Here is a 22,785-nt window from a genome sequence, read left to right as displayed (position 1 = left end):
GAGGGTCAGCCGTTGGGGCCGGCGACGGCCTGGGACGCCTGGAGCCGGCCGCGGTGGTGGATCTGGCGGAAGGTGAAGTTCGTCAGGTCCTTGTTGACGGCGTAGACGGCGCGGTCGGCGGTGGTGACCCGCTTGCCGTCGAGGAAGCCGCCGACGGTGAAGTAGGCGTAGCGTCCGTAGGAGTTGGCGGTGCGCAGGCAGACCGTGCCGCCCCGGCAGAAGGTGTCCACGCCTCCGCCGCTGAGGGAGGCGAGCCCACCCGAGGACTGGTCGACGGCCTTCTTCGCACGGGCCTCCGTGTCGAAGACGGCGATGCCGACCGTGACGGCCACCCCGTCCTTGCGGTAGGTCGCCCGGATGAGCTGCCGGCAGCCGTTGTCCGTGAGGACCTGGCCGAGGGCCCCCTGCGTGCCCGTCGCACACGTCGTCTTGCTCGTCGCGCCCTTGAGGTGGACGCGGTCGCCCATGGTGAGCTTCTTGCCGGGGAAGAACCCGTCGACGGTGATCGGCGCCTTGTCCTTCTCGACGCTGGATATGTAGTCCTTGGGGTCAGGCGGGGGCGGCGGGGCGACCGAGGAGAAGGAGGGCGCGGGCGCGGAGGTGTCCTCGGGGAGCTCGGCGGGCGCCGGCAGTTGGCCGGCGCTCTTGTCGCCCCCGTCCTTGCCGCCGCCGTTCGTCGTGACCACGGCCGTCGTCACGATCGCGCCGATCGCCACGGTGGCCAGCACGCCGCCGCCGATCATCAGCAGTCTCCTGCGCCGGCCGCGCGCCGCGGACTCCTCCGCCAGCGCCGCCCAGTCCGGAGTCCCGCCGCCGCCGGGCCCCCAGGAGGCCCCCCCATGCCCAAAGCTCATGCGCGCAGTTTAGGGCTATCGGTAATCCAGTTGGGCCGGCGCTTCGCGGACCGTGACAATGCTCTGTATGGGACATCTCGAAGCAGGCCACCTGGAGTACTACCTACCGGACGGGCGGGTGCTGCTCGGCGATGCCTCGTTCCGGGTGGCCGACGGGGCCGTCGTCGCGCTCGTCGGGGCGAACGGGGCGGGCAAGACGACCTTGCTGCGGCTGCTCGCCGGCGAGCTCCAGCCGCACGGAGGCTCGGTGTCGGTGAGCGGCGGGCTGGGCGTGATGCCGCAGTTCGTCGGCTCCGTACGGGACGAGCGGACGGTGCGGGACCTCCTGGTCTCCGTCTCCCAGCCCCGCGTCCGGGACGCGGCGAAGGCGGTGGACGCGGCCGAGGAGAGGATTCTCACGGTCGACGACGAGGCCGCGCAGATGGCGTACGCGCAGGCGCTGAGCGACTGGGCCGAGGCGCGCGGCTACGAGGCCGAGACGGTCTGGGACATGTGCACGATGGCCGCGCTGGGCGTCCCGTACGAGAAGGCGCAGTGGCGCGAGGTGCGCACGCTCAGCGGCGGCGAACAGAAGCGGCTGGTGCTGGAGGCGCTGCTGCGCGGGCCCGACGAGGTGCTGCTGCTGGACGAGCCGGACAACTACCTGGACGTGCCGGGCAAGCGGTGGCTGGAGGAGAGGCTGAAGGAGACCCGTAAGACGGTCCTCTTCGTCTCGCACGACCGGGAGCTGCTCTCGCGCGCCGCCGAGAAGATCGTCAGCGTCGAGCCGAGCGCGGCGGGCAGCGACGTCTGGGTGCACGGCGGCGGCTTCGCCACCTACCACGAGGCGCGCAAGGAGCGGTTCGCCCGCTTCGAGGAGCTGCTGCGCCGCTGGCAGGAGGAGCACGCCCGGCTGAAGGCGCTCGTCCTGCGGATGCGGCAGCAGGCGGCGAACAGCCCCGACATGGCGAACCGCTACCACGCGATGCAGACCCGCTTCAAGAAGTTCGAGGAGGCGGGCCCGCCGCCGGAGCCGCCGCGCGAGCAGGACATCAGGATGCGGCTGCGCGGCGGGCGGACCGGGGTGCGGGCGGTGACCTGCAAGAACCTGGAGCTGACCGGGCTGATGAAGCCGTTCGACCTGGAGATCTACTACGGGGAGCGGGTCGCGGTCCTCGGCTCCAACGGGTCGGGCAAGTCGCACTTCCTGCGGCTGCTGGCGGGGGAGCCGGTGGCGCACACGGGGGAGTGGAAGCTCGGGGCGCGGGTCGTGCCCGGGCACTTCGCCCAGACCCACGCGCATCCGGAGCTGCTCGGCAGGACGCTGGTGGACATCCTCTGGACCGAGCATGCCAAGGACCGGGGCGGGGCGATGTCGGTGCTGCGGCGGTACGAGCTGGAGCGGCAGGGGGACCAGCCCTTCGAGAAGCTGTCCGGCGGGCAGCAGGCACGGTTCCAGATCCTGCTCCTGGAGCTGGCCGGCACCACGGCGCTGCTGCTGGACGAGCCCACGGACAACCTGGACCTGGAGTCGGCGGAGGCGCTGCAGGACGGCCTGGAGGTGTACGACGGCACGGTGATGGCCGTCACGCACGACCGGTGGTTCGCGAAGTCCTTCGACCGCTATCTGGTCTTCGGCTCGGACGGGGTCGTCCGGGAGACGACGGAGCCGGTGTGGGACGAGCGGAGGGTCGCGCGGGCCCGATGACCGCGCCGGGCGGCGGGCGGCGGGGTCGTTTTGACCCGTGCGGGGGGTCCCCGGTAGGCTTCCGGTTTGTTATACGTATTGGCTTCGTCGTTCTCACGCGAAGGGCCTTACGTAGGTTCCCTGGAGCAGTTACCAGTGGCTCGCATACGGGCAGCGTCCCCGGCACTGTGAGCCCCAGCTGCATATCGCTTCAGGGGTGCCGTGTGTCTGGATCCCATCCACTGAAGAAGCGAAGGCTGCGAAGTGCGTACGTACAGCCCCAAGCCCGGCGATGTCACTCGCCAGTGGCACATCATTGACGCTCAGGACATCGTCCTGGGCCGTCTGGCCACCACGGCCGCGAACCTCCTCCGAGGCAAGCACAAGGCGATTTACGCCCCCCACATGGACATGGGCGACTTCGTCATCATCATCAACGCCGACAAGGTGCACCTGTCCGGCAACAAGAAGACCCAGAAGATGGCGTACCGCCACTCGGGCTTCCCGGGCGGCCTCCGTTCGGTGCGCTACGACGAGCTCCTCTCGAAGAACCCCGAGAAGGCCGTCGAGAAGGCCATCAAGGGCATGATCCCCAAGAACACCCTGGGCCGTCAGATGATCTCGAAGCTCAAGGTCTACGCGGGCGACCAGCACCCGCACGCTGCTCAGCAGCCGGTCCCGTTCGAGATCACCCAGGTCGCGCAGTAGTTCCGGCCACCCCCTAAGGCATACAGAAAGATCTGAGGAGAATCGTGGCCGAGACCACTGTTGAGACGACCGCCGACGACACGGCGGGCACCGAGGGCGAAGAGACCTTCGCCGAGGTGACCACCTTCGAGTCGGAGGTCCCCGTCGAGGGCGAGTACACCTCCGAGTCGCTCGCGGGCCGCTTCGGCGACCCGCAGCCCGCGGCCGGCCTTGGCCGTCGCAAGAACGCCATCGCCCGCGTCCGGATCATCCCGGGCACCGGCAAGTGGAAGATCAACGGTCGCACCCTTGAGGACTACTTCCCCAACAAGGTGCACCAGCAGGAAGTCAACGAGCCCTTCAAGGTTCTCGAGCTCGACGGCCGCTACGACGTCGTGGCCCGCATCTCGGGTGGTGGCGTCTCCGGTCAGGCCGGCGCCCTGCGCCTCGGTGTGGCCCGCTCGCTGAACGAGGCGGACGTGGACAACAACCGCGCCACGCTGAAGAAGAACGGCTTCCTCTCCCGCGACGACCGTGCGGTCGAGCGCAAGAAGGCCGGTCTCAAGAAGGCCCGTAAGGCCCCGCAGTACAGCAAGCGCTAAACAGCGCCCGCTCGACTGTCACGTTCGCCCCGGCGGCACACTCCGTGCTGCCGGGGCGTTCGTCTATCAGCCCTCCTGGGCGTATAACGGCATAAGACGTTCATCGGCCCGCACGGGGCCTGCGGCCCGGTGAGCGCCGTCGCGCATCTCGGGGCCCGGTCATGCCATGCTGCCCGGCGCGTCCTTGTGCGTTTTTTCGTCACTTTCGTTGTTTGGTTGCTCAGCTCGTTGGCTGTGCAGCGGTTTGTGGTTTTCGGAGCACTTCGGAGGACACCAGTGGGACGACTCTTCGGTACGGACGGAGTGCGGGGTGTCGCCAACGCCGATCTGACGGCCGAGCTCGCGCTCGGCCTCTCGGTCGCTGCGGCGCACGTACTCGCCGAGGCGGGGACCTTCGCGGGCCATCGCCCGACCGCCGTGGTCGGACGGGATCCGCGGGCATCCGGAGAGTTCCTGGAGGCCGCCGTCGTGGCGGGCCTGGCCAGCGCCGGTGTGGACGTGCTGCGCGTCGGCGTGCTGCCGACGCCGGCCGTGGCGTATCTGACCGGCTCGCTCGGCGCGGACATCGGGGTGATGCTCTCCGCCAGTCACAACGCGATGCCCGACAACGGCGTGAAGTTCTTCGCGCGCGGCGGCCACAAGCTGGCCGACGAGCTGGAGGACCGGATCGAGACGGTCTACGAGCAGCACCGCACCGGTGAGCCGTGGAGCCGTCCGACCGGCGCCGGAGTCGGCCGGGTCACCGACTACACGGAGGGCTTCGACCGGTACGTGTCCCACCTCATCGGTGTCCTGCCCAACCGGCTCGACGGTCTCAAGGTCGTCCTGGACGAGGCACACGGCGCCGCCGCCCGGGTCTCGCCCGAGGCGTTCGCGCGGGCCGGGGCAGAGGTCGTCACCATCGGGGCCGAGCCGGACGGCCTGAACATCAACGACGGCTGCGGCTCCACCCACCTGGAGCTGCTGCGAGCCGCCGTCGTCGAGCACGGGGCCGACCTCGGCATCGCGCACGACGGCGACGCCGACCGCTGCCTCGCCGTGGACGCCGCGGGCGAGGAGGTCGACGGTGACCAGATCCTCGCCGTGCTGGCCCTGGCGATGCGGGACGCCGGTCAGCTGCGCAAGGACGCGGTCGTCGGCACCGTGATGTCGAACCTCGGCTTCAAGCTGGCCATGGAACGCGAAGGCATCCGGCTCGTCCAGACGGCGGTCGGCGACCGGTACGTCCTGGAGTCGATGAAGGCGGAGGGCTTCGCGCTCGGCGGCGAGCAGTCCGGGCATGTCATCGTCCTGGACCACGCCACGACCGGCGACGGCACGCTGACCGGCCTGATGCTGGCGGCCCGCGTCGCCGCCACCGGCCGGAGCCTCGCCGAGCTGGCCGGGGTCATGCAGCGCCTGCCGCAGGTCCTCATCAACGTCCCCGACGTCGACAAGACCCGGGTGAACACCTCGCCCGAGCTGGCCACCGCGGTCGTCGAGGCGGAGCGCGAGCTGGGCGAGACCGGGCGCGTGCTGCTGCGCCAGTCGGGCACCGAGCCGCTGGTGCGGGTCATGGTCGAGGCCGCCGACATCGAGCAGGCGCGGGCCGTCGCGGGCCGGCTGGCCGATGTGGTGAAGGCCGCGCTGGGCTGAGGTCCCGCTTCAGGACCCGGCGTACGGGTCTCTCGCGTACGGAAGCCCCTGGCGTACCCGCCAGGGGCTTCCGCGCGCGCCGAACCTTCCATGGAGGCCCAGTGGCTCGACTGCTGGTCGGCCGGGGCTCGCTCGCAGACCGGGTTGGCCATCGGTGTCGTCCCGTGGTCGCCCCGGCGTCCGCCGCACGGGCGAGCGCCGGTCGGCCCGGCGGCGGATGCTGAGCCCGTACTCCGCACGCGAAGATCGACGACGTCGCATCTCGCCGGGGAGGGCACATATGACCACGCAGGCCAGGGCCGCAGCAGCAGCGACGGCGGCCGAGCTGCCAGCCGGCGGGCCGGCCGTCCGCGAAGCCGCCGAGCCCGTGCCCCGCTGGGCGGTCCGGGTGGCCCATGCCATCCCGCTGTGTGTCCTGCCGTCCGGGCTGTGGCGGGTCGCGCTGGTGCTGGGTCTGGCCGGCTACGACACGGACTGCCCGTGGGCGGTGTGGGAACGCCCGTACGTGTTCGGCCCGAAGCCGGATAGCCGGTCCGACCGGGCCTGCCGTTGCGCGGGCCGGGGCCGAAGCGGTCAGAGCTTGCGCAGCGACAGCCTCTGGACCTTGTGGTCCGGACCCTTGCGGAGCACCAGAGTGGCACGACCGCGCGTCGGGGCCACGTTCTCCAGCAGGTTCGGCTTGTTGATGGTCCGCCACATGGTGCGCGCGTAGTCCAGCGCCTCCTCCTCGGAGACCTGGGTGTACTTGCGGAAGTACGAGGACGGGTCCTGGAAGGCCGTGGCGCGCAGCTTGCGGAAGCGGTTCAGGTACCAGGTCTCGATGTCCTCGGCGCGCGCGTCCACGTACACGCTGAAGTCGAAGTAGTCGGCGAGCCCGACCCTGGTGCGGCCGTCGCTGCCGGGCAGCGCGGGCTGGAGGACGTTGAGGCCCTCCACGATGAGGATGTCGGGGCGGCGCACGGTGAGCCGCTCGCCGGGGACGATGTCGTAGATCAGGTGCGAGTAGACGGGCGCGGTGACCTCGTCCTTGCCCGCCTTGATGTCGGCGACGAAGCGGGTCAGGGCACGGCGGTCGTAGGACTCGGGGAACCCTTTGCGGGAGGTCAGCCCGCGCGCCTGGAGCTCCTTCATCGGCAGCAGGAACCCGTCCGTGGTCACCAGTTCGACGCGCGGGTGCTCGGGCCAGCGGGCCAGCAGCGCCTGGAGGATACGGGCGCTGGTGGACTTGCCGACGGCGACACTGCCCGCGACCCCTATGACGAACGGGGTGCCGCGCTGGGCCCCGTGCCCGTTCCCGGCGTCCCCGAGGAAGGTGTTGAGCGCGCCGCGCAGCCCGGAGGTGGCCTGGACGTACAGGTTGAGCAGCCGGGAGAGCGGCAGGTAGACGTCCCGCACCTCGTCCAGGTCGATGACGTCACCGAGTCCCCGCAGCCGCTCCACCTCGTCGGCGGTCAGCGGCAGCGGGGTCTTGTCCCGCAGCGCGCTCCACTCGTCGCGCGAGAGGTCGACGTAGGGGGTCGGCGCGTGCTCGGTGCGACGGTGGGGGCTCCGTGCGGGTGAGGTGATCACCTGTTCATTGTTGCGGGAGTTTGAACGGAGTGGGGGGTGGGGTCGGTCACGTGGGTGGCGATCCGACACCAGACGCCGGACCACCGTGCATCACCTTGCAGCGCAATATACCGAGCGGTACCGTGGGGGCAAGCTGGTCGCTGCGGGCGGCTGGAAGTGGAGCCAGGTGACCTGGGGCAGACCGGGAGCCTGGCTCGGCGTCTTTTCTGAGCTCCCTCCCTTTTCAGCAGTCGGTGGACACGTCGAAGTCGATCAGTGTCTCGCCCAGTAGATCCGTGTAGCAGCTGTCACCCAGCCGCTCGGTGCGTACGGCTCCCGCGACGATGTCCGAGATCCACAGCAAAGGCTCCTTGGCGCCGGGAATGTGTTCCGCTCGCATGAAGGTGCCCCCGGGGAGCACGGTCTGCCGGATTGCGGCTACGGTGCGAACGTCCCGGGCGTTGAGTTCCTCCTGTCGTGCCTCCAGATAGAGATGAGAGATGCCAAAGCCGTGAAGCTCCACGGCGAGGGCGCTCAGACACTTGCTGCGAGCTCTCTCCTGCCTGCGCTGGGGAACGGGTGCGCTGATCGACACGACGTGCAGCCCTTTCTGGGCAGCCACGATCTGAGTGGCGTCTTTGCGCTCGGCGCGGTCCATCTCGGTCCAGTGCAGCTTCGCCGTGTGACGCGGTCCCTTCAGACTCCGCATGGCCCGTCGGGCGTCGGCTTCGGAGGCAGGATCGAGCATCGTGCCGGCGATGATTAGAAGCCGTCGGACTCGTGCTCGCGGAAAGACTCGTCCAGCCAGGCGGTTTTCACCTCATCGTTGCCGGTGTGGGTACGCGGACGTTCCCCCCTGAAGGTGCCGATGAGGTCACCTCCCCCGCCGGGTGGCCGCAGCAGCAGATTCCTCGGGCCCGTTGCAACCCGCCCTTTCGCTCGCGCTGCCGGCGAGGCCCATGACGGCCTGCTTACGGGGCTTTTGGGGCTTGCGGGGACGCATGATGGCAGCGCGCTGGTACTGGTAGGCCATGGTGAAGCCGCTGGGCGCCAGCGGGGCTTTCCTGAACTCTTTTCGGCGCTCGACGAGACCGAGTTCAAGCAGCCCCTTCAAACCGCGCTCGTGGGTGTCGGCCGACCATCCGTACCACTTCGGAGCCATCTCGGCGGGAAACTTCGACCAATTCTTCTCGCGCAGAATCACCAGGAGCAACGCAAGGGGCGGGAGGTCGACCCGCTCGTCGTAGCCCTTGGACCAAAAGGCGGAGGGGATCCGCAGGTACAGGTCCGCCTCTGTCTTGCCCAGCGGCCGTTCGTAGGGGGGAGCCGCTTCCGTCCTCGTGCAGCAGAGTGACCGTGATCGTCGTGCCGGAACGGCTGCAGGTGATCAGGTTCCGCTGCTGGAGCCGACGCAGAGCCCGCCAGGCGCCCGTGCGGGCGGCCTGCTCGGTGGTTGTTCGGTCGATGTCCATCATTCGTGCCCACACGGCGCTGTCGTGCCTGGTCGTCCAGCCGGCGGTGCCGTTGCTGCATGCGGCCACGATGAGGAGATACGCCTTCAACCCGCGCAGGTCCCGCCCGGTCACGAACCTGCTGAGCGGTCCGTGTCGGCTTGCAGCGGTTCTGGGGGCCTGGACGAACGTCTTGCGCTGGGACACATTGGCGCGGATCGAGCGGCGGAGGATTTCCGTGCGGGTGTCGCGACCAGTCGCCTTCACCGCCTGCACATCCCGCTCGCTGAGCGAAGTCGTCTTCAAGCCGCCGAAGTTAGACGAACTGCCGTCGGCAGAACAACCAGTTCAGCCCCTCGCCCCCCGTCCGCGTGAGCGGGTACATGAGAGAGCCAAGTTGAGAGATCAAGGTGAAAGGACAACCTGTAACCACTGTGTGATTACTGCTTGGGGTCGAGTACGTTCCAACCTCCGGTTCTGTACGGTGCGGCACCGCCGGCACCGGCGGCGCAGCGCTCATCCCCGACCACTTCGACTTGTTGCTCCGTTACCCACACCGAGATACCGAGATCACCCCACCGGGCCAGGCGAGACGTCGGGCTGCGCACCGACATCGCCATCGCGTTGCGCAGGCGCCAAAGATTGCCGTCGGCGCGGACGGCCACGGGCCCGGGGTCCGCTCCCCTGCGCCGGACACCAGGCCCGCGCCCGGGTTGGTGAGCCGTACGGGTCAGGGCTTCTGGCCCTTGGCGTCGACGACGGCCGCCTTGGTCCTCGCGACGTTGATCAGGATGTCGCCGCGCTTGTGGACCATGGGTTCGAGGCCGTCAGGTCCGGCGATCTCATGTGTCCTGGTGACCACGTCGCGCTGTCCCGCGTAGCTGTAGTCCACCGGGTCGATGAGGATCTCGCGCCGGCTGTCCTCCCGGTCGTACTCGCGGGTCACGGCGATGACCTGGCGGCCGGAGGCATCCCGGATCAGGTGGCCGGTCACCTCGACGCCTCCGACCGTGGCCATCGCCCGGTAGATCCTGGCCATCGCGTCCGGTGGGAGCGGGTACGACTGGAGCAGGACCGACAGGGCGCGGAAGCTGTGCTCGTCCTCGGCCTCGCGGGGGCCGTCGGGTCCGCTGCCGGTGGGCCAGACCTCGCGCAGCTTAGCGAGAAGCGCCTCGGGGTCTTCCGGCAGATCAGTGGCGATCCGGTAGGACTCGCGGGCGGTCCGGTGGTCGGTGTCCGACTCGTCGTTCTCCGCGGCCTTGTCGTCGTACGGGAGCCAGGAGTCGGGGCTGTAGGACCACTGCGTGTCCTCCCGGAGCTCGGCAGGCAGCTCCGCCCATTGCTCCGCCTGCTCGGGATTCTCCTCCCGGAGGTAGATCCACTGGTCCGACCGGGGCTCCGGAGGAACCTCCTGCCGCTCCAGGAAGTCGGCGGCCCGCCCCAGAGCGGCCTCCGGGCTGGACAGGTCGAGGTCGCCGGCCACGGTCGCCGGTCCCGACTGCCGGGGGCCCGGGGTGTCGACGATCTGAGTGACGAAGAGCGCCGCCGCGGTGATCGCCACCACCGCGCCGAGCGAGGCGATCCGCCAGTCGGCCCGCTGCCGGAAGGTGCGGCGGCCCTTGCCCGCGATGGTGTCGGTCAGCCGCTTGCGCCCAGGAGCCAGAGCGGCGCGGTCGGGTACGGGCGCGTCGGCGCGCAGCTCACGCAGCTGGGTCATTTCGTCCATGACGGGGTCAGCTCCTGTTCGGCCGAAGTGAACGCGGGGTCGGTGCTCAGCGCTTCGCGGACCTTGCGGCGGGCCCGGTTCAGCCGGGACCTGACCGTGCCCAGCGGTATCCGCAGCGCATCGGCGACCTCCTGGTAGCCGAGGTCCGCCCAGGCGACGAGGAGCAGGACGTGCCGGTCGCCGGGGGAGAGCGAGGCCAGCGCCCCCGCCAGGGGGGCCTGGACGGCGAGCCGGTCGTCCGAGCGGTCGCTCCAGGACGCGGCGACCGGGTCGTGGCCCGTCCGGGCGAGCGCCTTCAGCGCGCGGACCTCGGTACGGCGCTGCTTGCCTATGAGGTTGGCGGCGATGCCGTACAGCCAGGGCCGGGCCAGCCGGTGGGCGGTGTCGTAGCGGCCCCGGGTGCGGAACGCGATGAGGAACGTCTCCGCCGTGATGTCGTCCGCCGCGCCCTCCCCGAGGCGGCGGGCGGCGTAGCGGTGGATGTCCGGGGCGTGCCGGTCGTACAGCCCGGCGAACAGTTCGGGCTCGTCGAGGGACCGGGTGATGACGTCCGCGTCGTCTCTGCCGTCGCTTGCTGCGCCGGGGCGTGCCGGAGGTGGTCCGGTCACTGCGCCTCCAGGGGTGCGTCGGTCGGTGTGGCTGTCACCCCCTGTTGCCCGCAGCGGCCGGAAAGGTTCACGGGTGGAACGGTTCACGGGCGGAACGGTTCACGGGCGGCGAGGCGTCCCGCGAGACGCTTCACCGCCCGCCTGCCCTACGCGTCCTGCGGATACCAGCGCAGCTCCACCGTGTTGCCGTCCGGATCGAGCACGTAGACCGAGGTGGCCGAGCCCCGGGCCCCGAAGCGGGGGACCGGGCCCTCCTTCACCGTGAACACCCCGGAGTCGATGACCTTCTGCCAGTCGAGCGGGTCGACGACGAGACAGATGTGGTCCACGTTCGACTCGCCGCGGGGACGGTCGAGCAGGTCGATGATCGTGGTGGGGCTGACCCGGACCGAGGGGAACGGCACCTCGCCCGCCCGCCACTCCTCGACCCGGACGGGCTCCAGACCGAGCGGCCCGCAGTAGAACGCGAGGGCCCGTTCGACGTCCCCGACGTTGAGGACGAGGTGGTCGAAGTCCTTGACCCGCACGGCCGGCGGTACGGACATGGCTCAGACCTCCGATGCGTACGTGACGAAGTCCGCCCAGGCGGCCGGGGTGAAGCCGAGGTGCGGGCCGCCGGCGGGGAGCTGCTTGGAGTCGCGTACGTGGATGGTGGCGGGGGCGGCGGCGACCTCGACGCAATCAGGGCCGTCGTTGGTGCTGTAGCTGCTCTTGTACCAGGTCAGCTCGGTGCTGTTCATGTCTCTCCCAGCAGTTTTTCGATGAATTCCCGTGACAGCCGAGGAGTGAGGGCCTGCGCCCGGATCAGGTTGTACCGCATCTCCAGGATCTGCACCTCGCGTGGGTTGGTGATCAGCCCGCTGATGAGCTGGACCTCGTTGTGCCCGACCGTCTTTCCGTCCTTGAGCTTAAGGATCCGGTGTGAACCGCCGAGACCCGCGTGCTCCTCCGCCTCCATCGGCATGACCTGGATCTCGACATGCCGCAACTGGCTCAACTCAAGCAGGCGTTCGAGCTGGCGGCGCAGGACCATTCTGCCTCCGGTCCGCCTCCGAAGGGTTGACTCCTCCTGGACAAAGGTCAGCAATGGCGCGGGACGCCGGTCGAACACAACCTGCCGGGCCATGCGGGCCGCCACCAGACGCTCGACGTCGTCCTCGCTGTACGCGGGCCGTCGCTCGCGGTACAGAGCGCGCGCGTACTCCTCGGTCTGGAGCAGCCCGTGGATAACCACCCCGGCGTACGCGCCGAGTTCGACGGCCTCCGCCTCCAGCTTCGTCAGGTCGCGGACCTTCTTCGGATACCGCGCCTCCTCCACGTCCTTCTTCATCGCCGAGATCTTGCCGCCCGCGCCCACAGCGTCATCGGTCCGGTCCAGGAACTCCGGCTTCCGGATGCGCCGGCCGCCCTCGACCTTGAAGACCAGATTCTCGCTGTACCCGATGGCCGTGCCCAGCTCGGCGGCCCGCAATCCGGCCGCCTCGCGCCAGAGTTTGATCTGCCGGCCGACCGCCGCGATGACCGCCCCGGAGTCGTCCTCCAGGCCGAAGTCCCGGTCCTCGTCGTCCCCGTCGAGCGCCGTGCGGTTCTCGCGGTCCTGGTTGTCCATGTCAGCCATGCGACAGATGCCTCCACCCGTGTGCGTGTGCTGGGCGTGTACGGCGGGGACGGAGCCCGGCACACCGGGGACAGTCACTGTCCGTACGCGCGTCAGTGCTTCTCAGGGTAGATACGACTGGACACTCTGAGTGACATGAACCAGAGAATCACCCAACCGAGGGCACGCACCGGACAGTTCGCCGTCCAGCTCTCCGCGACCCGCCGTGGTGCCCGACTCGCCCGCCTGCTCGCCACCGAACAACTGCGCTCCTGGGGGCTGCCGCTGGAGGACGCGAGCCTGGTGATCGGTGAACTGGCGACCAACGCGGCGCTGCACGGGTACGTCCCGGGGCGGGACTTCCGGATTCTGCTCAGCGTGTACGAGGACATCCTGCGGATCGAGGTCATCGACACCCGGGGTGACCGGGACCCGGCGAGGCGTGACCCGGCCGCCGACTCCGAGAGCGGGCGCGGGCTGTTGCTCGTCGAGGCGTTGTCGGTGCGGTGGGGCACGGAGCACGGGCCGTTCCCGCGCAAGACGGTCTGGGCGGAGGTGGCCCTCACCGGATCGTGACTGCCGCGACCCGGTGCACCGCGATCCGGTGGGCCGGGATGCGGGTGACCGCGACGTGGTGGACCGCGTCGCGGTCGGCCGCGACATAAAAGCTTTTTAGTACTTGCCTTTGAGTACTGGGGAGATAACCCAACCCCACCCTGACCGGCCAGCGGCCGCCCCGGGCGCGCAGGCGTGTGAGCGCGCGAGGGCGTCGTCACTCACACGGGTGAAGTGTGCCAACCGGGCTGGATCTATGACCTGTTGGCGGGCATATGCTCACGCTGACCACCACCCCAGACATGAGTCGGCCCCCGGCCGGGACTGGCATCCCGACCGAGGACCTGACCACCGAGGAAGTAAGGGCTTCCCGATGGATACCCAGCAGGTTAGCGCGCCCTCGCGCGCCCCGTCCGCCGGTGTTGTACACATCAACATCCGGCTCACCGACGGTTACTCGATCATCTCCAACCGGCTCTCCCAGCACCGGGGCATGTCCCTGCTGGCCATCGGCCTCGGCACCCACATCCAGTCGCTGCCCGCCGGGAGGCGCGTCGGCGTCAAGGCGCTCGCCGCGGTCTTCCCGGAGAGCGAGGCACGCATCGCCGCCGCGCTGCGGGAGCTGGAACACCACGGGTTCCTGCGCCGCACCCGCGAGCGCGTCCAGGGCGGGCGGGTCGCCACGCGTACGGAGTCGTACAACCACCCGGAGGCGGCGGTCCGGCGGGCGGTGGTTCAGCGGGTGGGCACCCAGCGAACGGGGGGCGAGTCCGCCGCCCGTCTCGGCCCAGCTCCCGCCCCGGCCTCTGCCCCTGCCCCGGCCCCCGCTTCCGTACCGGTGCCCGCCCCCGCTTCGGTACCGGTGCCCGCGCCCGTACGCGTACCGGAGCCCGTACCCGTACCGGCGACGGAGCCGGTCGTGGTGCTGGAGACCTTGCCCGCGCCCCGGCTCGTGCCGCCGCCCACCGCGCCCAAGCCGCCACCCCCGCCGCTGCCCTTCCCCTGCGGGCCCAGCGCCGCGTTGTTCTCCGAGGCCGCCCGTCTGCTCTCCGGGCTCCGTGCCACCGCGCCCCTGTTCGTCCTCTCCGAGGGGGACGTGGAGCGGCTCGCCCCCGGGGTCGCCGCCTGGCTGGAGCGGGGGATGCGGCCCGAGGCCGTACGGGCCGCCCTCACCGAAGATCCCCCCGTGCCTCTCCGGCACCCCGCGAAGCTCCTGCGGCACCGGCTGGTCGCGCTCCTGCCGCCGCGCCTGCCCGCTGCCGCGCCCGTCGTCCCCTTCCAGACCTGCGACGCCTGCGACCGGGCCTTCCGGTCGTCCGCGCCCGGGTGCTGCGGGGAGTGCCGTGCGGCGCGCGCGTACGCCGTCGAGCCGTCCCTCCTCGGCGCTTGACGGCAGGACCGCGGCACAGCGCAGGAGCGCGATACAGCGCGCCCGTTCAGTCGATGTGCGCGCAGACGCTGTCCGTGGCGACCACCGGGCCCGACACGGTCTTGGTGCCCGTCGGGCTGATGCCGATCGTGTAGACGCCGTCGACGACGTACATCCCCCGCGCGAGGTTGCCGTCCCCGACGCCCACCAGCACCGGGCCCGCCACCCGCCAGAACTGGGCCCCGGAGGCGTACACGTCGACCAGGGCGGAGCCGCTCACGTCGGCGTCGTAATGGGCTCCGGTCTCCTTGTTCGTCACCCGGACCACGAGGTCGCCCCGGTAGGCGTTGCGGGTGACGCCCTTGGCGGGCGAGGGGAGTTCACGCCGCACGACCTCGTCCACGATCGGCTCGCCGTGGATGGCGAACGCGCACCGCTCGCCCGCCGCGACGTCCCAGGGAGCCGAGGGGGCCGGCGCCCAGCCGGGGGCGGGCGGCGGCGAGGCGGCCGGGGCCGCCGAGGCGGGGCCGGAGCCGAGCATGACGACGGCCGCGCAGGCCGTGCCGAGAGCGCCGAGGGCGATGGTGCGCATGAGAACTCCCCATGGGTCGGAGGACGGGATCGCGTGCCTCCGCAGGATGCGCCGGGCCGCTCACCACAGGCTCACCACGACGCGGTCGCGGGCGCCCCGGGCCCCGGCCCGCGCCGCGTGAGGCACACGACCGCCGGTGCGCCGCTCGCGGGGAGCCGCCCGTCCCGGCCCCGCGAGGTCTCCCCGCACCGCCGGGTTCCGGCCCAGCGCTTCGCGGCCGTACGGCGGGGGTGGCCCCGCGAGGAGGGCCGGATGGATGCTTTCCCGATGGAACTCCAGTTGCTCGGACCGTTCGCCGTCCTCGACCGGGGACGCCCGGTGCTCGCGGGGCTGCGCCGTCAGGAGCGGTGCCTGCTGGCGATCCTCGCCCTGGAGGCGGGCCGGACCGTTCCGACCGGCAGGCTCATCGACCTGCTCTGGAACGGCGAGGCCCCCGCCGGGGCCAGGTCCGCCGTGCACACGTACATCGGCAGGCTGCGCGCCTCCCTCGGGCCCGGCGGCGTACACCTGGAGACGCGGAGCGACGGCTACCTCCTGCGTCCCGACGGCCACGTGTTCGACACCCGGGCCTTCGAGGAGGGAGTGCGGGAGGCCGCCGCCGCGGTGGACGACGAGGAGCGGGTGCGCCGCTACGACCGGGCGCTGGCGCTGTGGCGGGGCGAGCCGCTCGCGGATGTCGCGGGCGAGGCCCTGCGCGACCGGATCGGCCGGCGGCTCGCCGCGCTGCGGCTCTCGGCGGTGGAGGAGCGCGCCCGGCTTCTGCTCTCGCTGGGGCGGCACGAGCGCGTGGCCGCCGAGCTGCCCCCGCTCGCCGAGGAGCACCCCGAACGGGAACGCCTCGTCGCGGACAGCATGGTCGCGCTGCACCGCAGCGGACGGCCGGCGGACGCCCTCCGGCTCTACCGGGCCACGTGCGCCGCCCTGCGGTCCGCCTTCGACGCCGAGCCGGGGCGTGACCTGCGGACGCTGTACGACCGGGTACGCCGGGACGACCCGGCCCTGCGGCGGCCCGTGACGCCCGTCTACGTCGTACGGGTACGGGGGGAGTGGCTGCCGTGGAACACCAGCGGCGACCCGGCCCTGGAGTTCTGCAACACCTACGCCGGGTGGGGCGGCGAGCGGCGGCCCGGCTCGGAGTGGCTGCGCGGCTACCGCACGCTCGCGGTCTGGGCCGGGCACCTGGGCCTCCTCGACGACCGTACGGCCACCCGGCTGCTGCGGCGGGCGGAGGAGCGGCCCGAGGAGGCGGGCACCGTACTGGCGGCGGCACGGGAGTTCCGGAGCGCGCTGTACGCCTGTCTCGCGGAGGAAGGGGGCGGGAGCGGGGGCCGGTCCTTCGGCCGGGTCGCCGAAGTGGTCCAGGAGGCCATGCGCCACGCCGTGTTCCTCCGGGGCGACGACGGCCTCGGGCGCTGGAGCCCCGGTCCGGCTTCGGGACTCCGGCTCCCGCTGCACGCCGTGGCCCAGCGCGCCGCGGACCTGCTCGCGGACCCCCGCCGCCTCACCGTCCGCGTCTGCCCGGGGAGGGACTGCGGGTGGCTCTTCCTCGACGCGGGCGGCCGGCGCCGCTGGTGCAACATGGGTGTCTGCGGGCGGGCGGCGGCGGAAGCGGACGGCCGCCGGCCCCCCTCGTGAAACGGCCCCCCTCGTGAAGCGGCCCCCTCGTGAAAGGGAGTCGCGTACCGGAGGGGCGTACCGGGGCCGTGGACCGAAGTCGTGAAAAAGATCCGGGCGGCGTGTCGATCGGGCCCGGTCCCGTTCGTCGTCATCGTGCAGGGCGACCCGCAGCGGCGGGCGCGACACACGCGACACACAGACGAGAAGGAGCCGACCATGAAGTACATGCTGCTGATCCACAGCGGAGCCGTCGACGAGCAGGGCGGCGCACCCCAGTGCACCGTCGAGGACTGGATGGCCTACGACAAGGACGTACGCGACGCGGGGATCCACGTCTCCGGGGAGTCGCTGGCCGACCTGGTGACCGCGACCACCGTGCGGGTCTCGCCGACCGGGGAGCGGACCGTGACGGACGGGCCGTTCGCCGAGACGCGGGAGCTGCTGGGCGGGTTCCTCGTGATCGACGTGCCCGACCTCGACGCCGCCCTCGACTGGGCCGCGCGCTGCCCCGGCTCGCGGGACGGTGGGTCGGTCGTCGTCCGGCCGGTCGCGGACTTCGGGGCCTGAGAGCCGTGCCGGGTGAGGGCGGGCTCCCGGGGGAGGGCCGCGTGCCGGGCGAGGACTCACTCCCGGGCGGGGGCCGCGTGGCCGCCGAAGCCGTCGAGGCGGTGTTCCGGGAGGAGCGCGGGCTGCTGCTGGCCTCCCTCGTCCGCCGGTTCGGGGACCTCGACCTGGCCGAGGAGGTGACGTCCGAGGCGATCGAGGCCGCGCTGCGGCACTGGCCCGCCGAGGGCGTCCCCGCCCGCCCCGGGGCCTGGCTGCTGACGACCGCCCGGCGGCGGGCGGTGGACCGGCTGCGGCGCGACCAGGCGTACGCGGCCCGGCTCGCCGTGCTGAGGGCCGACGCGGAACGCGCCGAACCCGCCCCCGCCGCAGACGCGGCGGGAGCCGGCGAACTGCCGGACGAGCGGCTCCAGTTGTTCTTCACCTGCACGCATCCCGCCCTCGCGGCCGAGGACCGCACCGCCCTGACCCTGCGCTGCCTCGCCGGGCTCACCACGCCGGAGGTGGCGCGGGCCTTCCTCGTGCCGACGGCGACCATGGCCCAGCGCATCGTGCGGGCGAAGAAGAAGATCCGCGAGGCCCGGATCCCCTTCCGGGTGCCCGGCCCCGACGAACTGCCGGAGCGGCTGCCCGGGGTGCTCCAGGTCGTCTACTCGGTCTTCACCGAGGGGTACGCGGCCAGCTCGGGCCCCCGTCTCCAGCGGCTCGACCTGGCCGAGGAGGCGATCCGGCTGGCCCGGATACTGCGCCGGCTGCTGCCCGCCGAACGGGAGAGCGCCGGGCTCCTCGCGCTGCTGCTCCTCGTCCACGCCCGGCGCGACGCGCGGACCGGCCCGGAGGGCGAGCCGGTGCTGCTGGAGGACCAGGACCGGGGGCGCTGGGACCGGCCGATGATCGAGGAGGGCCGCGCGCTGGTGGTCGAGGCGCTGACCGGCGGACCGGCCGGGCCGTACGGGGTGCAGGCCGCCATCGCCGCCCTGCACGACGAGGCGACGGACGTGGCGGCCACGGACTGGCCGCAGATCGTGGCCCTGTACGACGTGCTCCTCACGCTCACGCCGTCCCCCGTGGTGGCGTTGAACCGCGCCGTCGCGGTGGCGATGCGGGACGGGCCCGAGGCCGGTCTCGCGCTGCTGGACGCGTTGGCGGGGGAGCCGAGGCTGCGGGCGTACCCGCCGTATCCGGCGGCACGGGGTGACCTGCTCGGCCGGCTGGGGCGGGACGGGGAGGCCGCTGCCGCGTACCGGGAGGCGCTGGGGCTCGCGGGCACCGAGCCGGAGCGGGCCGCGCTGCGCCGGAAGCTGGGGGAGTAGGAGCGGGGCGTCTCGTTCCTACAGCAACAGGAACACCACGACCACCGCGAACGTCACCGCCAGAATCCCGTAGAGGCCGGTCTTCCACTTCGGGAACTCGTACGCCTCACCGGCCAGGGCCGCCGCCCTGGGCCACGATCCACCACTGACCCGTCGTCAAACTCTGCGCCGACACCCTGTGTCTCCCGACTGTTCCGTGTGCCGCCTCGCCCGAAGCGGCTCGGCGGAGCCATTCTCCCGTCGGCTCCCGTTCGGCCGGACAGGGGTGGTGGCCGGAACCCTTATCTTGACCTGGTCATGACATGCGGTCATCCTGTGCCCGTCGCACAGCTCCACCCCCCCACCCGACGGACCCAGGAGATGCCAGCATGCGACTCGTCACCGCACGGAGACCCCGGCCGACGAAGGCCCGACGCAACACCGCCCTGACCGCCCTGCTCGCCCTCGCCCTCGCGGCCCCCGCCACCGCCGTGGCGACCGCCGGGACCTCGGCCCCGAACGCGGCCGTCGCCGCGGACGAGCGGACGCTCCAGTACGAGATCACCGGGCGCACCACCCCCGCCGCCCGTACCGACATCGCCCGCGCGGGCGTCTCGATCGACGAGGTCCACGACCACGGCGTCGTGATCACCGCGGACGCCGCACAGGCCGGGAAGCTCCGGGCACGCGGCCACGTGCTGGAAGCCCTGCCCGCCCCGGTCGCCGAGCCGCACGCGGCGGACGGTGCGAACGTCCTCGACTTCCCGCCCGCCGACTCCCGCTACCACAACTACGCGGAGATGAGCGCGGAGATCGACGCGCGCATCGCCGCCCATCCCTCGATCATGAGCAAGCGCGTCATCGGCAAGACCTACCAGGGCCGCGACATCATCGCGGTCAAGGTCAGCGACAACGTCGCCGCCGACGAGGCCGAACCCGAGGTCCTCTTCACCGCCCATCAGCACGCCCGCGAGCACCTGACCGTGGAGATGTCGCTCTACCTGCTCCGTGAACTGGGCCGGGGCTACGGCTCCGACTCCCGGATCACCCGGGCGGTCGACGGCCGCGAGCTGTGGATCGTGCCGGACATGAACCCGGACGGCGGCGAGTACGACATCGCCTCCGGCTCGTACCGCAGCTGGCGCAAGAACCGTCAGCCCAACTCCGGCTCCAGCGCGATCGGCACCGACCTCAACCGCAACTGGGCCTACAAGTGGGGCTGCTGCGGCGGCTCCTCCTCCAGTCCCTCGTCGGACACCTACCGCGGGGCGGGCCCCGAGTCCGCGCCCGAGACGAGGGTCGTGGCGGACTTCGTCCGCAGCCGGGTGATCGGCGGGAAGCAGCAGATCACGGCGGCCATCGACTTCCACACGTACAGCGAACTGGTGCTGTGGCCCTTCGGCTACACGTACGACGACACCGCCCCCGGCATGACCGCCGACGACCGCGACGCGTTCGCCGCCGTGGGCCGCAAGATGGCCGCGAGCAACGGCTACACCGCCGAGCAGTCCAGCGACCTGTACATCACCGACGGATCCATCGACGACTGGCTGTGGGGCTCGCAGAGGATCTTCGGCTACACCTTCGAGATGTACCCCCGCTCCTCCTGGAGCGGCGGCTTCTACCCGCCCGACGAGGTCATCGAGCGCGAGACGTCCCGGAACCGGGACGCGGTGCTCCAGCTGATCGAGAACGCGGACTGCATGTACCGGTCGATCGGCAAGGAGGCGCGGTACTGCTCCTGACGGGGCTGGTCCCGACGGGCTGATCCCGCTCCGCGCGGGCCGGGGACCGGTGGTGTCCCGCGCCGCCGTCACCCGGCCGCGCGGGACTCCGGGCGAGGTCGTGGAGTGTGCTCGCCGAGATCCGGGGCGTGCCGGGCTCGCCGAGATCCCGCGTGCCGGGCGACCGTCCGGTAGAGCACTCATACGAGGCCCGAGGTGTCGAGCAGGTGGACCACCGCCCGTCCTTCTCCGCCCGGTGCCGCCGTTCGGCGTCCTCGACCGGCCCCCCCGCCACGCGTCATCCGATGGGGGACATGTGCAAGGAGTCGTACGGCACCGACATTCCTCCCGCGAGACGCTTCCGGCCTTAGGGTGCCGCTATGTGCGGAATCGTGGGTTATGTCGGTAGACAGTCGGCGCAGGACGTCGTCGTCGCGGGACTCAAGCGCCTCGAATACCGGGGCTACGACTCGGCGGGCGTCGCCGTGCTCGCGGACGGCGGGCTCGCCGCGGCGAAGAAGGCGGGCAAGCTCGTCAATCTGGAGAAGGAGCTGGGGGACCGGCCGCTGCCGGCCGGCCGGACCGGCATCGGGCACACCCGCTGGGCGACGCACGGAGCGCCCACCGACGTGAACGCCCACCCGCACCTGGACAACGCGGGCCGGGTCGCCGTCGTACACAACGGGATCATCGAGAACTTCGCGGCCCTGCGGCGCGAACTGACCGGGCGGGGGCACGCCCTGGAGTCGGAGACGGACACCGAGGTCGTCGCTCATCTGCTGGCCGAGGCGTTCTCGGCGGGCGGGGACCTGGCGGACGCGATGCGGCAGGTGTGCCGGCGGCTGGAGGGGGCGTTCACCCTCGTCGCCGTGCACGCGGACCAGCCGGACGTGGTGGTCGGCGCCCGGCGCAACTCGCCGCTCGTCGTGGGCGTGGGGCAGGACGAGTGGTTCCTCGCCTCCGACGTGGCCGCCTTCATCGCGCACACCCGGTCGGCCGTCGAGCTGGGCCAGGACCAGGTCGTCGAGCTGAGCCGCGAGGGCGTCGTCGTCACCGGGTTCGACGGGGAACTCGCCGACGTGCGCGCCTACCACGTCGACTGGGACGCGTCCGCCGCCGAGAAGGGCGGGCACGCCTCCTTCATGCTCAAGGAGATCGCCGACCAGCCCCGGGCCGTCGCCGACACCCTCCTCGGCCGGATCGACGGGGAGGGCGCCCTCCACCTCGACGAGGTGCGCATCCCGGACGCCGAACTGCGGGAGGTCGACAAGGTCGTCATCGTCGCCTGCGGGACCGCGTTCCACGCCGGGATGATCGCCAAGTACGCCATCGAGCACTGGACCCGGCTGCCCTGCGAGACCGAACTGGCCAGCGAGTTCCGCTACCGGGACCCGATCCTGGACCAGCGGACCCTCGTCGTCGCCATCTCGCAGTCCGGCGAGACCATGGACACCCTGATGGCGCTGCGGCACGCCCGCGAACAGGGCTCGAAGGTGCTCGCCATCTGCAACACCAACGGGTCGACGATCCCCCGGGAGTCCGACGCCGTCCTCTACACGCACGCCGGGCCGGAGGTCGCCGTCGCCTCCACCAAGGCGTTCCTCACCCAGCTCGTCGCCTGCTACCTCGTGGCGCTCTACCTCGGCCAGGTGCGCGGCACCAAGTGGGGCGACGAGATCCGCACCGTCGTCCGGCAGCTCTCCGCCGTCTCCGGCGACGTCGAGCGCGTCCTGGCGACGATGGAACCCGTGCGCGAGCTGGCCCGCTCCCTCGCCCACCACGACACCGTGCTGTTCGTCGGCCGGCACGTGGGCTACCCGGTCGCCCTCGAAGGCGCGCTCAAGCTCAAGGAACTCGCCTACATGCACGCCGAGGGCTTCGCGGCCGGCGAGCTGAAGCACGGACCGATCGCGCTCATCGAGAAGGGCCTCCCGGTCGTCGTCATCGTCCCCTCGCCGCGCGGGCGTTCCGTGCTCCACGACAAGATCGTGTCCAACATCCAGGAGATCCGGGCCCGGGGCGCGCGCACCGTCGTCGTCGCCGAGGAGGGCGACGAGGCGGTCGTCCCGTACGCCGACCATCTCATCACCGTCCCCGCAACGCCTACGCTGCTTCAGCCGCTGGTCGCCACCGTGCCGCTCCAGGTCTTCGCCTGCGAGCTCGCGACGGCGCGCGGCAACGAAGTGGACCAGCCGCGCAACCTGGCGAAGTCCGTGACCGTGGAGTGACCCCGGACACCCCGGGGCGATGGGGATGGCGAGGGCGGGTTCGTGATCATTGGGGTCGGGATCGACGTGGCCGAGATCGAGCGGTTCGGCACCGCGCTGGAGCGTACGCCCCAGTTGGCCGACCGGCTCTTCGTGGCGAGCGAGCTGACACTGCCCAGCGGCGAGCGGCGCGGCATCGCCTCGCTCGCCGCCCGGTTCGCCGCGAAGGAGGCCCTGGCCAAGGCCCTCGGCGCACCCGGCGGGCTGCTCTGGAGCGACGCGGAGGTCTGGGTCGAGGAGAGCGGGCAGCCCCGGCTGCGGGTCCGCGGCACGGTCGCCGCCCGCGCCGCCGAACTGGGCGTGCGCGGCTGGCACGTCTCGCTCAGCCATGACGCCGGGGTGGCGTCGGCGGTGGTCATCGCGGAAGGCTGAGCCCCGCGCCGCCGAGGGACGGCGCCACGGGGTGGCGTCGGCTCCCGTGATCGCGGAGG

The 22,785-nt window shown here is 71.6% G+C and carries 22 protein-coding genes; 12 read left to right on the top strand and 10 right to left on the bottom strand.

All coding sequences use genetic code 11. The features are described from left to right. Window positions 1-5: 5 nt before the first annotated feature. Entirely contained in the window at window positions 6-854 is an 849-nt protein-coding gene (locus ACIQMU_RS04735; RefSeq protein ID WP_352240243.1) for a hypothetical protein, read from the bottom strand. Window positions 855-921: 67 nt separating this feature from the next. Here ACIQMU_RS04735 and ACIQMU_RS04730 point away from each other — a divergent pair, with 67 nt between their 5' ends. From ACIQMU_RS04730 to glmM, 4 genes are all read left to right on the top strand, one after another. Then, a complete protein-coding gene (locus tag ACIQMU_RS04730; RefSeq protein ID WP_352240244.1) occupies window positions 922-2,541 on the top strand; it encodes an ATP-binding cassette domain-containing protein in 1,620 nt (539 codons plus the stop codon). Between the two features lie 243 nt (window positions 2,542-2,784). After that, complete coding sequence (gene rplM / locus ACIQMU_RS04725; RefSeq protein ID WP_352240245.1) at window positions 2,785-3,228, top strand: 50S ribosomal protein L13; 444 nt, start codon at window positions 2,785-2,787, stop codon at window positions 3,226-3,228. Window positions 3,229-3,272: 44 nt separating this feature from the next. Then, complete coding sequence (gene rpsI / locus ACIQMU_RS04720) at window positions 3,273-3,809, top strand: 30S ribosomal protein S9 (RefSeq protein WP_388535395.1); 537 nt, start codon at window positions 3,273-3,275, stop codon at window positions 3,807-3,809. Between the two features lie 276 nt (window positions 3,810-4,085). Then, window positions 4,086-5,444, top strand: coding sequence for a phosphoglucosamine mutase (gene glmM, locus ACIQMU_RS04715; RefSeq protein WP_352240246.1), 1,359 nt, complete (start codon window positions 4,086-4,088; stop codon window positions 5,442-5,444). Between the two features lie 573 nt (window positions 5,445-6,017). Here the strand turns inward: glmM and coaA are convergent. From coaA to ACIQMU_RS04675, 8 genes are all read right to left on the bottom strand, one after another. Then, window positions 6,018-7,013, bottom strand: a complete 996-nt coding sequence (gene coaA / locus ACIQMU_RS04710; protein ID WP_164615680.1) for a type I pantothenate kinase — start codon at window positions 7,011-7,013, stop codon at window positions 6,018-6,020. 223 nt (window positions 7,014-7,236) lie between these two features. Further along, on the bottom strand, window positions 7,237-7,740 hold the full coding sequence (locus tag ACIQMU_RS04705; protein ID WP_402688206.1) for a hypothetical protein: 504 nt from the start codon (window positions 7,738-7,740) through the stop codon (window positions 7,237-7,239). A 126-nt stretch (window positions 7,741-7,866) separates the two neighbouring features. Further along, on the bottom strand, window positions 7,867-8,196 hold the full coding sequence (locus ACIQMU_RS04700; protein ID WP_352240249.1) for a hypothetical protein: 330 nt from the start codon (window positions 8,194-8,196) through the stop codon (window positions 7,867-7,869). 977 nt (window positions 8,197-9,173) lie between these two features. Further along, window positions 9,174-10,169: a CU044_5270 family protein gene (locus ACIQMU_RS04695; protein ID WP_352240250.1), complete on the bottom strand. Its 996-nt coding sequence runs from the start codon at window positions 10,167-10,169 to the stop codon at window positions 9,174-9,176. Next, a complete protein-coding gene (locus ACIQMU_RS04690; RefSeq protein ID WP_352240251.1) occupies window positions 10,157-10,777 on the bottom strand; it encodes a sigma-70 family RNA polymerase sigma factor in 621 nt (206 codons plus the stop codon). Before ACIQMU_RS04690 ends, ACIQMU_RS04695 begins: the two co-directional genes overlap by 13 nt. A 146-nt stretch (window positions 10,778-10,923) precedes the next feature. Next, window positions 10,924-11,322 carry a VOC family protein gene (locus ACIQMU_RS04685; RefSeq protein ID WP_352240252.1) on the bottom strand — a complete coding sequence of 133 codons (399 nt, stop codon included), beginning with the start codon at window positions 11,320-11,322 and terminating at the stop codon, window positions 10,924-10,926. A 3-nt stretch (window positions 11,323-11,325) separates the two neighbouring features. Next, a complete protein-coding gene (locus ACIQMU_RS04680) occupies window positions 11,326-11,517 on the bottom strand; it encodes a DUF397 domain-containing protein (RefSeq protein ID WP_352240253.1) in 192 nt (63 codons plus the stop codon). Then, window positions 11,514-12,395 carry a helix-turn-helix domain-containing protein gene (locus ACIQMU_RS04675; protein ID WP_402688205.1) on the bottom strand — a complete coding sequence of 294 codons (882 nt, stop codon included), beginning with the start codon at window positions 12,393-12,395 and terminating at the stop codon, window positions 11,514-11,516. The genes ACIQMU_RS04680 and ACIQMU_RS04675 overlap by 4 nt, the downstream gene beginning before the upstream one ends. A gap of 135 nt (window positions 12,396-12,530) precedes the next feature. Between ACIQMU_RS04675 and ACIQMU_RS04670 the strand changes: the two genes are divergently transcribed. Both ACIQMU_RS04670 and ACIQMU_RS04665 read left to right on the top strand, forming a co-directional pair. Next, entirely contained in the window at window positions 12,531-12,950 is a 420-nt protein-coding gene (locus ACIQMU_RS04670; protein ID WP_352240255.1) for an ATP-binding protein, read from the top strand. Window positions 12,951-13,302: 352 nt separating this feature from the next. Next, window positions 13,303-14,319, top strand: coding sequence for a hypothetical protein (locus ACIQMU_RS04665; protein WP_402688204.1), 1,017 nt, complete (start codon window positions 13,303-13,305; stop codon window positions 14,317-14,319). 46 nt (window positions 14,320-14,365) lie between these two features. Here ACIQMU_RS04665 and ACIQMU_RS04660 read toward each other — a convergent pair whose 3' ends face one another. Beyond that, complete coding sequence (locus ACIQMU_RS04660) at window positions 14,366-14,890, bottom strand: hypothetical protein (protein ID WP_402688203.1); 525 nt, start codon at window positions 14,888-14,890, stop codon at window positions 14,366-14,368. A gap of 267 nt (window positions 14,891-15,157) precedes the next feature. Here ACIQMU_RS04660 and ACIQMU_RS04655 point away from each other — a divergent pair, with 267 nt between their 5' ends. From ACIQMU_RS04655 to ACIQMU_RS04630, 6 genes are all read left to right on the top strand, one after another. Then, window positions 15,158-16,525, top strand: a complete 1,368-nt coding sequence (locus ACIQMU_RS04655; protein WP_402688251.1) for a BTAD domain-containing putative transcriptional regulator — start codon at window positions 15,158-15,160, stop codon at window positions 16,523-16,525. 198 nt (window positions 16,526-16,723) lie between these two features. Continuing rightward, window positions 16,724-17,074, top strand: coding sequence for a YciI family protein (locus tag ACIQMU_RS04650; protein WP_032792637.1), 351 nt, complete (start codon window positions 16,724-16,726; stop codon window positions 17,072-17,074). A gap of 41 nt (window positions 17,075-17,115) precedes the next feature. After that, window positions 17,116-18,384, top strand: a complete 1,269-nt coding sequence (locus tag ACIQMU_RS04645) for an RNA polymerase sigma factor (protein ID WP_402688202.1) — start codon at window positions 17,116-17,118, stop codon at window positions 18,382-18,384. A 368-nt stretch (window positions 18,385-18,752) separates the two neighbouring features. Further along, window positions 18,753-20,108: a M14 family metallopeptidase gene (locus ACIQMU_RS04640; protein WP_352240258.1), complete on the top strand. Its 1,356-nt coding sequence runs from the start codon at window positions 18,753-18,755 to the stop codon at window positions 20,106-20,108. 359 nt (window positions 20,109-20,467) lie between these two features. Beyond that, entirely contained in the window at window positions 20,468-22,315 is a 1,848-nt protein-coding gene (gene glmS, locus ACIQMU_RS04635) for a glutamine--fructose-6-phosphate transaminase (isomerizing) (RefSeq protein ID WP_402688201.1), read from the top strand. Between the two features lie 42 nt (window positions 22,316-22,357). Then, window positions 22,358-22,726, top strand: a complete 369-nt coding sequence (locus tag ACIQMU_RS04630) for a holo-ACP synthase (RefSeq protein WP_352240260.1) — start codon at window positions 22,358-22,360, stop codon at window positions 22,724-22,726. Window positions 22,727-22,785 lie beyond the last annotated feature (59 nt).

The organism is Streptomyces sp. NPDC091649 (assembly GCF_044756785.1).
In the GTDB taxonomy this organism is placed as follows: Bacteria; Actinomycetota; Actinomycetes; order Streptomycetales; family Streptomycetaceae; genus Streptomyces.
This window is presented reverse-complemented; position numbering and strand designations above follow the sequence as displayed.